Source organism: Bradyrhizobium symbiodeficiens (genome assembly GCF_002266465.3).
Taxonomy (GTDB): domain Bacteria; phylum Pseudomonadota; class Alphaproteobacteria; order Rhizobiales; family Xanthobacteraceae; genus Bradyrhizobium; species Bradyrhizobium symbiodeficiens.
Genome location: NZ_CP029427.2, coordinates 5,185,124 through 5,199,759, shown reverse-complemented (window position 1 = coordinate 5,199,759; position 14,636 = coordinate 5,185,124). Strand labels below are relative to the sequence as shown.

Genomic DNA, 14,636 nt, shown 5'->3' with positions numbered 1-14,636 from the left:
CCATGAGCGTCGTCCAGATAATTCCCCGGACTGAAGAGCCGGCGGCGCAGGCCCTCCCCGTCAATCCTGTGGCGGGTCGCGCGGTCTCGACCGTGAGCTCCGGAGGGCCTGCTGGGGTGCCGGCTGCCGCCGATCCTCTGCCAACATCCGATCCATATCCTTTCGACCGCGCGTTTCACGCGATGCTGGCGCGGTTCACGGGCGGGATTTCGCCACTGGCCTTGTCGCTGGCCTGGCTCGACTGGAGCTCGCACCTCGCTGCGGCGCCGCAGCGCCAGATGGAAATGTCGCGCAACGTGCTGCGCGACACCGGCCGGCTGGCGGAAGCCGCTGTGCACGCGACGTCATCGGGCCAAAAGCCGTGGTCCGTGATTCAGCCGCAGGGGCGGGATCGCCGTTTCAGCGGACCACAATGGGAGACCGCGCCGTTCAATCTGCTGGCGCAGGCATTTCTGCTCACAGAGAGCTGGTGGCGCGATGCCGCGACGGGTGTGCGCGGGGTTTCGCACGCAAACGAAGCCATCGTCGAGTTCTCGATGCGCCAGACGCTCGACATGCTGGCGCCTTCGAATTTCGCGGCGACCAATCCGAAGGTGCTGGAGAAGGCGTTCCAGAGTGGCGGAGAGAATTTTGTCTTCGGCTGGCAAAACTGGTGCAGCGACCTGATGCGCCTGCTCTCCGGCTCGAAGCTGGCGGACGACGGGCAGTTCGTGGTCGGCAAGACGGTGGCGGCATCGCCCGGCAAGGTCGTCTACCGCAACGAGCTGATCGAGCTGATACAGTACCATCCGACCACCGCGCAGGTGCGGCCCGAGCCGATCCTGATCGTGCCGGCCTGGATCATGAAGTACTACATCCTCGATCTCTCGCCACAGAACTCGCTGGTCAAATATCTGACCGGTCAAGGCTTCACCGTGTTCGCGATCTCCTGGCGCAACCCGGATGAGAGGGATCGCGATCTCGCCTTCGACGACTATCGCAGGCTGGGGGTCATGGCGGCGCTCGACATGATCGGTCTGATCGTGCCGGGGCGGAAGACCCACGCGCTCGGCTATTGTCTGGGAGGCACATTGCTGTCGATCGCAGCCGCTGCGATGGAGCGCGACGGTGACAACCGCTTTGGCACCGTTACTCTCCTTGCCGCCCAGACTGACTTCACCGAGGCCGGAGAGCTGACGCTTTTCATCAACGAGAGCCAGGTCGCCTTTCTCGAAGACATGATGTGGCAGCGTGGCTATCTCGACACGACGCAGATGGCCGGCGCCTTCCAGCTGCTGCGCTCCAACGAACTGATCTGGTCGCGTCTGTCACATGACTATCTGATGGGCGAGGGCGCGCCAATGAACGATCTGATGGCGTGGAATGCGGACGCAACGCGGCTGCCTTATCGCATGCATTCGGAATATCTGCGAAAGCTGTTCCTCGACAACGATCTGGCCGGGGGACGATATCAGGTCGGCGGCCGGAGCGTTTCGCTATCCGATATTCACGCCCCCATGTTCGTGGTCGGCACGCTGGCCGATCACGTCGCGCCGTGGCGGTCCGTCTACAAGATCCACTATCAGGTCGATGCCGATGTGACGTTCCTGTTGACCAGCGGCGGTCACAATGCCGGCGTCGTCGCGCCTCCCGACGAGCCCGGCCACAGCTATCAGGTGCTGAGCAAGGCCGAGGACGCGCCCTATGTCGGTGCGGATGAATGGCTGAAGCTGGCTCCGCGCGTCGAAGGGTCGTGGTGGCCGGAATGGGCCAAATGGCTGGCGGTGCGCTCCGGTGCGCCCTGCGATCCGCCGTCGATCGGACTTGGAGACACTGCCGACCTGCCTGATGCGCCGGGGGACTACGTCCACACCTAAGCCTCCGGCTCCGAACTCGGTGCGAGATCCGAGGAGCGGAAGGGCTTGGCCTTGTTCAGTTTGCGGTAGGCCGTTGCCGCTTTACGCAACAGCTTTTTCTCCCGCTTGCGGCTGCGGAAGCGATTGCCGGCATCGAGGCCGGCACCGTTCAACGAGGCCGCCAGCGCTCGTCCCCGTGCATCGTCGTTCAATTGTCCGAGCGACCGTTGCGCCTTGCGCAATTTCTTGAGGATGGATTTCTGTTTCGTCAGCGATTCCTCGGCGAACAGGTCCTGGAGCGACTCGATCGAATAGGTCAGCCGCTTGTTGAGAATCCGCAGCTTGTGTCGTTTCTCGACGTCGAGCTTGTGGAGTTTTCGCGCCTTCTTGAGCAGCGTCGTCTCCCACTCGGTCAGCCGTGCCGTCGCGTGGTCGGCGAGCGTGCAGCGGCGCAATCGAATGGCTTCCTTGCTGCGCCGGGTCGACCAGGGGCCGCTCTCGATCCAGATCGCGGTCTGCTCGACAAGGCGGCGATACCGCGGGGATTGCAGCGCACGAGCCAGCAGGCGGTGGCTCTCGGCGCGCTTGTCGTTCCAATGCTGAAGCTCGGCGACGACCGCGAGCTCGTCGCCGCTCTCGGCGACGATCCGTTCGATTGCCACGTCGAGATCCCTGACCATGCCGAGCTGGCCGTTCAGCCATTTCAGTTCGGCCCAGACCTTCGGGCGCAGGGCGTCGTCGACCATCGGCGAGAAGAAGCGGATGGCGGTTCGCAGATGCGTCAACGCGATCCGGATCTGGTGCAGCGCGTCGGGATCGCCGCCGCAGGTGCCGTCATGCTGGGCGAGCACGGCATCGAGGTGGCGGCGCGCGATGATGCGGAACGCGGTATCGCAGGCCATTCCGGGGCTGAGGCGGCCGGGCAAGGCATTGCGCCGCGCCGCCGGCGTGGTGCGAGCGGCCGTCGGGGTCGTGGTGGGTCGCGCCATCTTTGCTCGCGCCAATCCGGTTGCCTTATTTGCCTTCAGCGATCGCGTCCCGGCAGTTCTCGAGCGTCTGCTCTCGAGTCCCGGATGCATCGATGGTCGCCCAGCCGACGCGGCCGATATTATAGTGCTCTTGCTGCGCAGCAACCTCCTGCGTGGCGTCGGATGCGTCTCCCCGGCGGCTTCCGATCCGCATCTGCCGGGTCGCGAGGTCCGCAACCAGAAACAGGCCGTTCAGCGGCACATTGCGCTCCCGCGCCAGTACGGCGATCGCGTCCCGTTCGTCCTCGCGGGCGAATACGCCGTCGATGATCGCCGAATGGCCCTGCGCCAGCACCCGCCGGGTGTGCTGAGCCAGCGTATCGTAGACACGCGCCGCTTGCTCCGGCGTGTAGGCGGACGGCGGCAGGCGGTGCGTGTCCTCGACCCCGAACATCTGCTTGCGAACGAGGTCGCTGCGCAGCACGACGGCCCCAGGGGGCGGTGCGACGACGGGTGCGAGCGCTTGTGCCAGAACCGTCTTGCCGGTGCCCGACAGGCCGCCGACCGCAATCAGGCGCGGTGCGGCAGGATGGATCAGCGTCCTCGCGAGGTCAAAATAACGTCTTGCCTCGCCAAGGATGCCGGGGTCATCGGGATGCGCCGGCTTCAGCCGCGCCAGGGCCACCTGGGCGCGGATCGCTGCGCGGATGGACATGAAAAGCGGCAGGGCCGAGAGCGCATCGAGATTGTCGGCCGGCGTCCCGGCGAGATAGCGGTTCAGGACGATGTTGGCCGCACATGGCTGATCGTGGTGCAACAGGTCCATCAGCGTGAATGCGAGATCGTAGAGCACGTCGACGGTCGCCATCCGCGCATCGAATTCGATGGCGTCGAACAGCACCGGCCGGTCGTCGATCAGGACGATGTTCGCGAGATGCAGATCGCCATGGCAGCGGCGCACGAAGCCCTGACCGCTGCGCTCTGCGAGCAGGGGACGGAGGCGCAAGAATGCCTCGTGGGAGGCTTTGCCGAGCTTTTCGATGTCTCCCGCATTGAAATGGCCGCCGGCCCGCAGACCGTGACTGTTGCCGTCGATCAGGGCGGGGATGGAGGCGACCCACGCTTCGCCGTCGGCGCGTGTCGCTGCGCCGTGGGAGGCCGCAATCGCGTCCGCGGCAGCCGAAGCGAGCTTCGCATCCAGCGGGCCCACCTTTGCCAGGTGATCCAGCGTCATGTTTTCGTCGAAGCGCGACATGTCCACCGCATACTCGATCGGCCGGCCGGGACCGTCGACCTCCACCGAGCCATCCGGTTCTTCCGTGATCGCCACGACGCGATGATAGATCTGCGGCGCCAGCGGCCGGTTGATCCTGATCTCCTCCTCGCACGCCCTCTTGCGTTTCTCGAGCGTCGAATAATCGAGGAAGGGAAACCGGACGGCGCGCTTGATCTTCAACGCGCGCTTGCCGTCGAGAAAGACCGAGGCTCCATGCGTGTCGATCCGCGTCACGTCGGGATGACGGGCCAGCGTCCGGAAGATCCGCTCCTGGGTCGCCATTTCATCTTTCATGGGAACGGACATTCGAAAGCACCATCAGGGCGTCAGCACGGCCGCGCCGAGAATCTGGCCGGCTCGCAGCATGTTCAGGACCTCGTTGGCCCGATGAAGCGGAAATGCCGTCGTCTCGGCGCGCACGCCGGCTTGCGGAGCGATCCTGAGAAAATCGAGGCCATCCTGCCGGGTCAGATTGGCGACCGAGAGCAACCGCCGTTCCTGCCAGAGCAGATTATATGGAAAGCTTGGAATGTCGGTCATGTGGATGCCGGCGCATACGACGCGGCCGCCTTTGCGGACGGCGCGCAGCGCGGCCGGGACAAGCTCGCCCGACGGTGCGTAGATGATGGCCGCGTCGAGCGGTTCGTCTGGCACCTCGTCCGATGCTCCCGCCCAGACGGCGCCGAGACGACGGGCAAGGTCTTGGGCAGCAGCGTCGCCGCGTCGCGTGAATGCGTAAACAGATCGCCCTTGCCAAACCGCGACTTGCGCAACGATGTGGCCAGCTGCGCCGAAACCATAGAGGCCGAGCCGTTCGGCAGGGCCGGCCAGGACTAGCGAGCGCCAGCCGATCAGCCCTGCACACAGCAGAGGAGCAATCTCCACGTCGTCGCCCTCCTCACCGAGGGGAAAGGCATAGCGTGCGTCGGCGATGGTGTGGGTCGCGTAGCCGCCGTCGCGCGTGTAGCCGGTGAACAGCGGTGCGTCACACAGGTTTTCCATACCCTCACGGCAGAAGCGACAATGCCCGCAAGTGAAACCCAGCCAGGGAACGCCGACGCGATCACCGGGCGCATGCGTGGTGACATTCGGACCCACGAGATCGACCCGACCGACGATCTCGTGGCCGGGCACGATCGGATAGCGAATATCGGGCAGCTCGGCATCGACGAGATGAAGATCGGTCCGGCATACGCCGCATGCGCTGACCTTCACCCGGAGCTGACCCTCGCCGGGTATCGGGTCAGGCCGCTCCTCCATCTGGAGCCGCGTTCGCGGGGCCGGCAACACCATCGCGCGCATCAGTCTCTCCGGGGCGAACGCTTATTATTCATAGAATAGCTGGACGGCCAATCCTTGACGTCGGTCAACGCCCGTTTCCATCCCGATCGGACCGAGTTCCCCTGGCTTGACGAGGATCAAGGGTTTCGACGAAAGCCGGCTTATTGTGGCGACCGAGGAGAATCCCGATGCCCATCAAGGATGTCTTTTTGCCGCTTGTCGGCCAGCCGCGCGGACCAGCCTTGGTTGCGATCGAGAAATGTGTGGCCGTCGCCGCCGATCTCGGCGCCAGGATCACGGCGCTCGCGCTCGAGCAAGACGTTTTCGAGCGGCCGAAGGTGATGCTGCCCTATGACGGCGATTCCACGGAGGCCGGCAGTTCTAGTGAGGTGAACGACACCCAGCAGCTCCTCAATGCCTTCACCAATGCGGCTTCCCGCGCCAACATCCGCGCCCAGAGCCGAACGGGCAAGGTGCCGGCGGATCAGATCGCGGCGATCCTGGCCGAGCATGCCCGTTTCAGCGATCTCACGCTGTTCCCCGTGAAGCCGCACGACAGCCGAACGGAGCACATCATCGAAACCTTCCTGTTCGAATCCGGGCGGCCGCTGCTGCTCTGCCCGGAGCAGCATGCGGAGCAGTTGCGGCCGGAATTCGAGAACGTCATGATCGCTTGGGATCATTCTGCCCGCGCGGCGCGTGCGGTCGGCGACGCGATGCCGATTCTTCAGGCTGCCACCTCGGTCCGCGTGGTGACGGTGGCAGAGGACAAGGCTGACGCGGTCGTTCAATCCGGCTCGGCTCTCGTCGACCATCTGAGAGAACACGGGGTCTATGCCTCCTCCGAAGCGGCGACCGGCAACGGCAGTTCGATCGGCAAGGTCCTGGGAAGTTGGGCGAATTCCCATGGCATGGATGCGATCGTGATGGGCGCCTATCATCATTCACGCCTGAACGAGATCGTGTGGGGCGGTGTGACAAAGACCGTCATTGGCCAGCCACCGTGCTGGGTTATGATCTCGCACTAGGCTCGCCATCTTCCCGGCCTGATCGTCAACCATCGGAACCGCCGCTGACCCGGCGCATTTGCTTTCATGTCCACTTATCGTCTCAACCATCTGCTGGCGCCGCGTTCAGTTGCACTCGTCGGCGCGAGCGCCCGTCCGGTCTCCGTCGGACGCGCCGTTCTGGAGAACATTCACAAGGCCGGGTTCAAGGGGCAGTTCGGCCTCGTCAATCCACGCCATGCCGAAATCGGCGGCGTCGCCGCGGTGAAAAGCCTGGACGGCCTGGACTTCGTGCCCGAGCTCGTGGTCATCACCGCGCCGGCGCGCGAGATTCCTGACATCATCGACCAGGCCGGGCGTCGTGGATCGGCGGGCGCGCTGATCGTTTCGGCCGGGCTCGGCCACGGACCGGGATCTCTGCACGAGACTGCAATCGCAGCCGCCCGCAAATACGGCATGCGGCTGATCGGGCCGAACTGCCTCGGCATCATGATGCCCGGGGTCAACCTGAATGCCAGCTTTGCCGCGCACATGCCGGAGGCGGGCAGCCTCGCGCTGATCTCGCAATCGGGCGCGATCGCTGCCGGCATGGTCGACTGGGCGGCGCCGCGCGGCGTCGGCTTTTCCGGGATCGTCTCGATCGGCGATCAGATCGACGTCGATATCGCCGATCTGCTCGACTATTTCGCGATGGATCACAAGACCCGCGCGATCCTGCTCTACATCGAATCCATCAAGGACGCGCGCAAGTTCATGTCGGCGGCGCGTGCCGCCGCGCGCGTGAAGCCTGTCGTCGTGGTGAAATCCGGCCGCATGGCGCAGGGCGCAAAGGCGGCCGCCACGCATACCGGCGCGCTCGCCGGCGCCGACGCGGTCTATGACGCGGCGTTCCGCCGCGCGGGTGTGCTGCGGGTCTCCGACCTGCGTGAGCTGTTCGATTGTGCCGAGACACTTGGCCGCGTCGAATCGCCGGCGGGAAAGCGTCTCGCCATCCTGACCAACGGTGGCGGCATCGGCGTGCTCGCCGTCGATCGATTGGTCGAACTCGGCGGAATTCCGGCAACCATCTCGGCCGAGGCGCGCGAGAAGCTCGATGCGGTTCTGCCGCCGACCTGGTCCGGTGCAAATCCCGTCGACATCGTGGGCGATGCCGACGCCTCGCGCTATGCGGCGGCGCTGGAGGTGCTGCTAGCTGATCGCGACAACGACGCGGTCCTCGTCCTCAACGTGCAAACGGCGATCGCCTCGGCGGCCGAGATCGCCACGACCGTGACGGAGCTCGTCGGCAAGTATCGGAAGGAGCACCGCAGCTGGGCCAAGCCCGTATTGGCGGCCTGGGTCGGAGCCGATCAGGGCATCATTCAGGCGCTTTCCAGCGCCGGTGTACCGAACTATCCGACCGAGGACGACGCCGTACGTGGCTTCATGCATCTGGTCCGGCACCGCGAAGTGGTGGAGGAGCTGAGCCAGGTTCCTCCCGCGATGCCCGACACGTTCGTTCCGGATGCCCGGGGCGCGAGGCAGATCATCACCGCCGCGATCGCGGACGGTCGTGAGTGGCTCGAGCCTGTCGAGATCAAAAACCTGCTCGAAGCCTACGACATCGCCATGGTGCCGACCTATGCGGCGACCGACGTCGAACAGGCGGTAGGCTATGCAAAGGAGATCTTCGCACAGGGTGGCACCGTCGTGCTGAAGATCATGTCGCGGGACATCACCCACAAATCCGATGTCGGCGGCGTCGTTCTCAACCTGACCACGCCTGAAGCCGTGCGAGGGGCTGCCGCGAACATTCTCGCGCGGGCGAAGAAGCTGCGTCCGGAGGCGCGTATCGGCGGTGTCATCGTCCAGGCGATGATCGTCAAGGCAAAAGCGCGCGAGCTGATCCTGGGTCTCGCCGACGATCCCACGTTCGGCACCGTCGTCGTGTTCGGGCGCGGCGGCACGGCGGTGGAGATCATCAACGACAAGGCGCTGGCGCTGCCGCCGCTGGACTTGCAGCTCGCTCGCGACCTGATCGACCGCACGCGCGTGTCGCGGCTGCTGAAGGCCTATCGTGACGTACCGGCGGTCAAGCAAGATGCCGTGGCCATGGTATTGGTCAAGCTGGCGCAGATGGCGGCCGATATTCCCGAGATCCGCGAATTCGACATCAATCCGCTGCTGGCGGACGAAACCGGCGTGACCGCGGTCGATGCCCGGGTCGCGGTCGGGCCGCCGCAACGGAAGTTCGTGGGCTCGGGCCCGGCCAATTTCGCCGTTCGCGCCTATCCGTCACAATGGGAGCGCCGCATCAAGCTCAAGGACGACTGGCGCATCTTCGTTCGCCCGATGCGCCCCGAGGACGAGCCTACCATCCACGAATTCCTGCGTCACGTCACGGCGCACGACCTTCGCCTGCGCTTCTTCGCGCCGATGAAGGAGTTTACCCACGAGTTCATCGCGCGCCTGACCCAGCTCGACTATGCGCGGGCGATGGCCTTCATCGCCTTCGACGAGGCCACCGGCGAAATGGTCGGTGTGGTCCGGCTCCACTCGGATTCGATCTACGAGAGCGGCGAATACGCGATCCTGCTGCGGTCCGATCTCAAGGGCAGGGGGCTCGGCTGGGCGCTCATGCAGCTCATCATCAACTACGCCAAGTCGGAGGGGCTGAAAGTCATCTCGGGCGACGTTCTCAAGGAGAACACCGTGATGCTCGAAATGTGCCGGCAACTCGGCTTTGAAGTGAAGCCGGATCCGGCCGAACCCGACATCTGCGATGTGAAGTTGAAGCTCTGAGCGGTCCGCGCCTCAGGATTCTGCTTCAGTCGGCGTTGCGGCGGATTTACCCGCCGACGTCCGCAGATTCCTGATGATGATCGCGATCAACGGCACCAGCACCGGCACGATCGTGCTGAGCGGATGATGCACCGCGCCCGATACCTGGGCCTGGAACGCGCGCGCCTCGAGCTGAAGAGCTTCGATGGAGGAGTCGTGGATTTCGTTGGCAAGCTCGATGTCGCGGCCTGACGGAGCGCGGCCGGCGATCGCGAAGAGAGCAGCTGCGATGGCGAAATTGACGGCGCCTAGGATGGCGGCCGCGGCAATCGCACTCCATATCTGCACCAGCGCGAAATAGGCAGACAGCTCCAGCATCAGAAGCCCGAACGCCGCGATCAGCGCCGCAAAGGCACGCAAGCCGAGGCCGACAAGCAGATGGCGCAGCCTGATGTCCGCGATGATCCTGTCGGTGCGCCACAACGCGCGCAGATGTTTGACCACATTCTCGGTATTCACCTAGTGTCTCCTCAGCATGAAGCCCACAACGACGCCGAGCGCGAAGGCGGAGGCGAGCGATGTGATCGGACGGTCCGCAATGATGCCCTGAAGCTGCGCCTGCTCTTCCTCCACGGTCTCGCCGAGTTCGGTCAGCGCGGCCCTGATCTGATCGGCGAGTGCCTCGGCGCGGTCCTTCGAGCTCTCGAACATCTCCTCGCCCGCGGTGCTCAGCAAGCGTGTGACATCGACCTTCAGCGCCCGCAATTCTTCGCTCATCCTGTCACTGTCGAACATGGACTTGATATCCCCGTTGAATGGAAGCAAGCCTAGGGCCCGGCCGTGCAATCGTGCTTGATTTGCCTCAAGCTGCGGTCGCGATCGGGGTCTTGAGACAGGTCAAGCCGGCCGCCATATGCTGGCCTAGAAATGCCGTCTGAATGGGGACCGATTGTCCCGACGAGGTGGAAGCGTGAACCACGAACCGCTGTTGCTCGCGACGCCGTCCGGCGACGCGCTGAACTTGCGCCCCGAAGGGCCCTGGACCGCCGCGAACGTGGTCGCGCTCGAGACATTGTCCCGGTCGGTCGGTGCGGACCTCGATCGCTCGCGCGTCGTCACCCTGGATATGTCGGGCGTCAGCGCGCTCGACACGCTCGGTGCCTGGGTCCTGGAAAAACTGTCGCGCAGGGCCGCAACATCGGGCAGGTCGGCCGAATTCGTCGGCGTCGCCGATCATTTCAGCGGGCTGCTCGACGAGGTGCGCCAGGTCAATCGCCACACACCGGTCCCGGTCGCCGCGCCCAATCCGGTGCTGGCGAGGCTGGGCGACCTCGGCAAGGCAACGGCCGGTGCGCGGGAAGACATCACGATCTTCCTGCAGATGCTCGGCGCATTGTTCATGGCCGTGATCGGCGCGCTGCGCCGGCCGCGTTCGCTGCGGCTGACCTCGCTGATCTATCAGCTTTATCGCATCGGGTGGCAGGCGATCCCCATCGTCGCGCTGATCACTTTCCTGATCGGCGCCATCATCGCGCAGCAGGGCTTCTTCCATTTCCGCAGGTTCGGCGCGGAGTCCTACACCGTCGACATGGTCGGCATCCTGGTGCTGCGCGAGCTCGGCGTGCTGATCGTCGCCATTATGGTCGCGGGCCGGTCGGGAAGCGCCTACACCGCCGAACTCGGCTCGATGAAGATGCGCGAGGAGATCGACGCGCTCTCGACCATGGGGCTCGATCCCGTTGACGTCCTGATCCTGCCGCGCGTTGCGGCCCTGGTCATTGCGCTGCCGATCCTCACCTTCATCGGATCGATTGCCGCGCTTTATGGTGGCGGTCTCGTCGCGCAGTTCTACGGCGACATGGGGCCGGCGATCTACATCGCACGGCTGCGTGAGGCCATCTCCGTCACCCATTTCGAGGTGGGCATCCTGAAAGCGCCGTTCATGGCGCTGGTGATCGGGATCGTGGCCTGCAGCGAGGGGCTGCGCGTCAAGGGTAGCGCGGAATCGCTCGGGCGGCAGACTACGACGTCGGTGGTGAAGTCGATCTTCCTGGTGATCGTGCTCGACGGCCTGTTCGCGATCTTCTTTGCCTCGATCGGAATGTGACGATGGACGTATCGCAGGACCAGTTCGCGATCCGCGTCCGTGACCTCGTGGTCGGCTTCGGCCGCCAGACCGTGCTTGACCATCTCTCGCTCGACGTTCGCCGCGGCGAGATTCTCGGGTTGGTGGGCGCGTCCGGCGGCGGGAAGTCGGTGCTGATGCGCACCATCATCGGCCTCATCCCGCGCCAAAGCGGGACCATCGAAGTCATGGGGCAGCCCACCGGTGGCCACGGCCGCGGGGCCGCCACGACATGGGGTATTTTATTCCAGCAGGGCGCGCTGTTCTCCTCGTTGACGGTCCGCCAGAACGTCCAGTTTCCGTTGCGCGAAAACCTCGTACTGTCGCAGGAGCTGATGGACGAGATTGCGATCGCTAAGCTCGAAATGGTGGGCTTGCGCGCCCAGGACGCCGACAAATACCCGGCGGAGCTGTCCGGCGGCATGACCAAGCGCGTGGCCCTGGCGCGGGCGCTCGCGCTCGATCCGCCGATCCTGTTCCTGGACGAGCCGACCTCCGGCCTGGATCCGATCGCCGCCGGCGATTTCGACGTGCTGATCAAGACGCTGCAAAGGACGTTGGGGCTGACGGTGTTCATGGTGACCCACGACCTTGCGAGCCTGACCACGGTCTGCGACCGCGTTGCCGCACTCGCCGACGGCAAGATCGTGGCGATCGGCCCGATGCGCGAACTGCTGCAATCCGAGCATCCCTGGGTGCGCGCCTATTTCCACGGCAAGCGCTCGCAGATGCTGCAACACGAGATGAGATGAGACATGGAAACCCGCGCTCCCTACGTGCTGATCGGCAGTTTCGTGCTGGCCGCGATCCTCGCGGTGTTCGGCTTCGTCTATTGGTTGAACAACACCGGCGGCATCGGGCCGCGCACGAACTATCATGTGCAATTCCAGGGTTCGGTCCCAGGCCTGCTGGTCGGCGCGGGCGTGCTGTTCAACGGCATCCGTGTCGGCGAGGTGACCCAGCTCGGGCTCGCGCCTGATAACCCGCGTTTCGTCAATGCGACGATCTCGGTTGCGACCGCGACGCCGGTGCGTTCCGACACCAAGGTCGGTCTTGAATTCCAGGGCCTGACCGGCGTGCCGGTGGTGACGTTGGAGGGCGGCGTGATCGTCGCCAAAACCGGCGAGCCCTTGACCTTGATCGCGGAGGCCGGCGCCGGCCAGAGCATGACGCAGGCGGCGCGCGATGCGTTGCGGCGGGTCGACACGGTGCTCCAGGACAATTCCGGCCCGCTGAAGGACACCATCGCGAATTTCAAGACGTTCTCCGACGGTCTCGCGCGCAACACCGGCAAGCTCGACGGCATTCTGGCGGGCCTCGAGAAAATGACCGGCGGCGGCGCTCCCGCGCAGAAGATCACCTACGACCTGCACACGCCGCAGAGCCTCGGGCCGGCCGGCAAGACGCTCTCGGCGTCACTCGCCATTCCCGAGCCGAGCGCGGTCGCAATGCTGCAGACCCAGCGCATGCTGTTCGCGCCGGTCGGGGACCGGCCGGGCTTTGCCGACTTCCTCTGGGCTGACAGCATTCCAAAATTGGTGCAGGCGCGCCTGATCGACAGCTTCGAAAACTACGACATCGCCCACGCTCCGCTGCGCACGAGCGATCTCGGTCAGGCGGATTACCAGCTTCTGATCGACATCCGCAGCTTCCGGATCGCCACGGAGGGCGAGCCACGGGTCGAGATCGGACTGTCGGCGCGGATCGTCGACAAGAACGGCAAGGTGGTGGCATCGCGACTGGTCGAGAGCAGCGAAAAGCTCGACAAGGTCGAGCCGGCCGCCGCGGTCGCCGCCTTCGATGCGGCCTTTGCCCGCATCGCCAAGGAGCTGATCGGGTGGACCGTGCAGGCGGTGTGACGCCGTCTATTCCAGCGTCTTCAGGTAGGACAGAAGATCGTGGATCTGGTCCGGACTGAGCTCGAAGGCCGGCATGTCGGCGTGGCCGGTGTAGATGCCTTCGGCCAGGGCCTCACCAAGGGTCTCGATCGGATAACGCCGGTGCAGATTGCGCAGCGGCGGCGCACCCTCCCGCGGGCTACGCGAGACGCGGTCGATCGCGTGACAAGTTGCGCAATTGGCCCGCGCAAAGGCCTTGCCACGCTGCTCGGCAGTCGGAGCCGCCAGCGCAGGCGTCATCAGAAGCAGCCCAATCAGGCCGTGACGTAAGGCGCTTTGCAGCATGGAAAGGTGATCCCGTCGAACTTTGGAAGCAGAATATGACGGGGATGCCACTCAAATTTGATCTCTGTCAATTGGCTTTGGCGCAGTGCAGTAAAATGCACCCGCGAGGTGGACTCGGCCCGGGGGGCGGAGCTGGCCGACGCTGGGAGCGGTGGATGAAGCCTTCCGTGGTCACGATTGAGCCGAACGGGCATTTTTGCAGCGATTGTGCCGTACGCGGAGCGGCGGTTTGTTCGTCGCTGAATACGGCCGAACTCAGGGAATTCGAGCATCTCGGACGCCGCGTTCATTTCGACTCCGGCGAGACCGTCTTCTCCGAGGAGGACATCACGACCTCGTTCTACAACGTCCTCGAAGGCGTCATGCGGCTGTACAAGCTGCTGCCCGATGGCCGGCGGCAGATCGTCGGTTTTGCCTTGCCCGGCGATTTCCTGGGGATGAACATCTCCGGTCGGCACAATTTTTCGGCCGATGCGATCGGCGTCGTGACCGTGTGTCAGTTCGCCAAAGCGCCCTTCGGCCGTTTCATCGAAGACCGGCCGCAATTGCTCAAGCGGATCAACGAACTGGCCATCCGTGAACTGAGCCAGGCCCGCGATCACATGGTCCTGCTCGGCCGCCGCTCGGCCGACGAGAAGGTTGCGACCTTTCTGCTCGGCTGGCGCGAGCGGCTGGTCACGCTCAAGGGGTTGTCCGACACGGTTCCGCTTCCGATGAGCCGTCAGGACATCGCCGACTATCTCGGCCTGACCATCGAAACCGTCAGCCGCACCTTCACCAAGCTGGAGCGTCAGGGCGTGATCGAGATCATTCACGGCGGTATCAGCCTGCTGGATCCCGCCCGTGCCGAGGCGATGGCCGCAGCCTGATATTTCGTTCGGCCCCCTTACGTTTTTGATCTCGATCAATGACGCCGGCCAGCTGCGGCAAATAATGCCCAAAACTTCCGGGAGGGGATGATGCCTGCTGACGCGCTGCTGGTGACTGTTATCGTCGTCGCGATCTTCGTCGTATTTGCTGCTTCCTTGGCTTGGGCTGACCGGCAAACCAGCTCACGCCGGCTCGATCCGGATTCCAAGCGCTGAAATTTCCGCGCCCCTGGTCAGTTTGGCCCAACGCTTGGTCCGGCCGCATTCGTTGTTGGCCAGCGCCTCAACGCAATTGCGCTTGCGTTGACTGCAACTCTGCATCGATCCAGCAC

The 14,636-nt window shown here is 64.6% G+C and carries 14 protein-coding genes; 8 read left to right on the top strand and 6 right to left on the bottom strand.

Annotation, left to right across the window (positions count from 1 at the left end; all coding sequences use genetic code 11):
* The first annotated feature begins 2 nt into the window (after nt 1–2).
* Nucleotides 3–1,856, top strand: a complete 1,854-nt coding sequence (locus CIT39_RS24445) for a PHA/PHB synthase family protein (protein WP_094972592.1) — start codon at nt 3–5, stop codon at nt 1,854–1,856.
* Here the strand turns inward: CIT39_RS24445 and CIT39_RS24440 are convergent.
* The 3 genes from CIT39_RS24440 to CIT39_RS24430 are packed head-to-tail and all read right to left on the bottom strand — an operon-like array spanning nt 1,853 to nt 5,381.
* Entirely contained in the window at nt 1,853–2,824 is a 972-nt protein-coding gene (locus CIT39_RS24440) for a CHAD domain-containing protein (RefSeq protein ID WP_094972591.1), read from the bottom strand. The genes CIT39_RS24445 and CIT39_RS24440 overlap by 4 nt on opposite strands.
* Before the next feature lie 25 nt (nt 2,825–2,849).
* Nucleotides 2,850–4,373, bottom strand: coding sequence for a bifunctional aminoglycoside phosphotransferase/ATP-binding protein (locus CIT39_RS24435; protein ID WP_094972590.1), 1,524 nt, complete (start codon nt 4,371–4,373; stop codon nt 2,850–2,852).
* A gap of 24 nt (nt 4,374–4,397) precedes the next feature.
* On the bottom strand, nt 4,398–5,381 hold the full coding sequence (locus CIT39_RS24430; RefSeq protein WP_094972589.1) for a zinc-dependent alcohol dehydrogenase family protein: 984 nt from the start codon (nt 5,379–5,381) through the stop codon (nt 4,398–4,400).
* Nucleotides 5,382–5,548: 167 nt separating this feature from the next.
* Between CIT39_RS24430 and CIT39_RS24425 the strand changes: the two genes are divergently transcribed.
* On the top strand, nt 5,549–6,388 hold the full coding sequence (locus CIT39_RS24425; RefSeq protein ID WP_094972588.1) for a universal stress protein: 840 nt from the start codon (nt 5,549–5,551) through the stop codon (nt 6,386–6,388).
* A 66-nt stretch (nt 6,389–6,454) separates the two neighbouring features.
* Nucleotides 6,455–9,148, top strand: coding sequence for a bifunctional acetate--CoA ligase family protein/GNAT family N-acetyltransferase (locus CIT39_RS24420; RefSeq protein ID WP_094972587.1), 2,694 nt, complete (start codon nt 6,455–6,457; stop codon nt 9,146–9,148).
* 12 nt (nt 9,149–9,160) lie between these two features.
* Here CIT39_RS24420 and CIT39_RS24415 read toward each other — a convergent pair whose 3' ends face one another.
* Both CIT39_RS24415 and CIT39_RS24410 read right to left on the bottom strand, forming a co-directional pair.
* The gene (locus tag CIT39_RS24415; RefSeq protein ID WP_094972586.1) at nt 9,161–9,646 is read right to left on the bottom strand and encodes a hypothetical protein; all 486 of its coding nucleotides are present in this window, start codon (nt 9,644–9,646) and stop codon (nt 9,161–9,163) included.
* Complete coding sequence (locus CIT39_RS24410) at nt 9,647–9,922, bottom strand: hypothetical protein (RefSeq protein ID WP_094972674.1); 276 nt, start codon at nt 9,920–9,922, stop codon at nt 9,647–9,649.
* A 175-nt stretch (nt 9,923–10,097) separates the two neighbouring features.
* Here CIT39_RS24410 and CIT39_RS24405 point away from each other — a divergent pair, with 175 nt between their 5' ends.
* The 3 genes from CIT39_RS24405 to CIT39_RS24395 are packed head-to-tail and all read left to right on the top strand — an operon-like array spanning nt 10,098 to nt 13,111.
* A complete protein-coding gene (locus CIT39_RS24405; protein ID WP_094972585.1) occupies nt 10,098–11,234 on the top strand; it encodes an ABC transporter permease in 1,137 nt (378 codons plus the stop codon).
* Between the two features lie 2 nt (nt 11,235–11,236).
* A complete protein-coding gene (locus CIT39_RS24400; protein ID WP_162308658.1) occupies nt 11,237–12,004 on the top strand; it encodes an ABC transporter ATP-binding protein in 768 nt (255 codons plus the stop codon).
* Between the two features lie 3 nt (nt 12,005–12,007).
* Nucleotides 12,008–13,111, top strand: coding sequence for an ABC-type transport auxiliary lipoprotein family protein (locus CIT39_RS24395; RefSeq protein WP_094972583.1), 1,104 nt, complete (start codon nt 12,008–12,010; stop codon nt 13,109–13,111).
* Nucleotides 13,112–13,117: 6 nt separating this feature from the next.
* Here CIT39_RS24395 and CIT39_RS24390 read toward each other — a convergent pair whose 3' ends face one another.
* Nucleotides 13,118–13,435 carry a c-type cytochrome gene (locus CIT39_RS24390; protein WP_094972582.1) on the bottom strand — a complete coding sequence of 106 codons (318 nt, stop codon included), beginning with the start codon at nt 13,433–13,435 and terminating at the stop codon, nt 13,118–13,120.
* A 155-nt stretch (nt 13,436–13,590) separates the two neighbouring features.
* Here CIT39_RS24390 and CIT39_RS24385 point away from each other — a divergent pair, with 155 nt between their 5' ends.
* Entirely contained in the window at nt 13,591–14,304 is a 714-nt protein-coding gene (locus CIT39_RS24385) for a helix-turn-helix domain-containing protein (protein WP_094972581.1), read from the top strand.
* A gap of 90 nt (nt 14,305–14,394) precedes the next feature.
* Nucleotides 14,395–14,520 carry a hypothetical protein gene (locus CIT39_RS24380; RefSeq protein ID WP_274542489.1) on the top strand — a complete coding sequence of 42 codons (126 nt, stop codon included), beginning with the start codon at nt 14,395–14,397 and terminating at the stop codon, nt 14,518–14,520.
* The last annotated feature ends 116 nt before the right edge of the window (nt 14,521–14,636 follow it).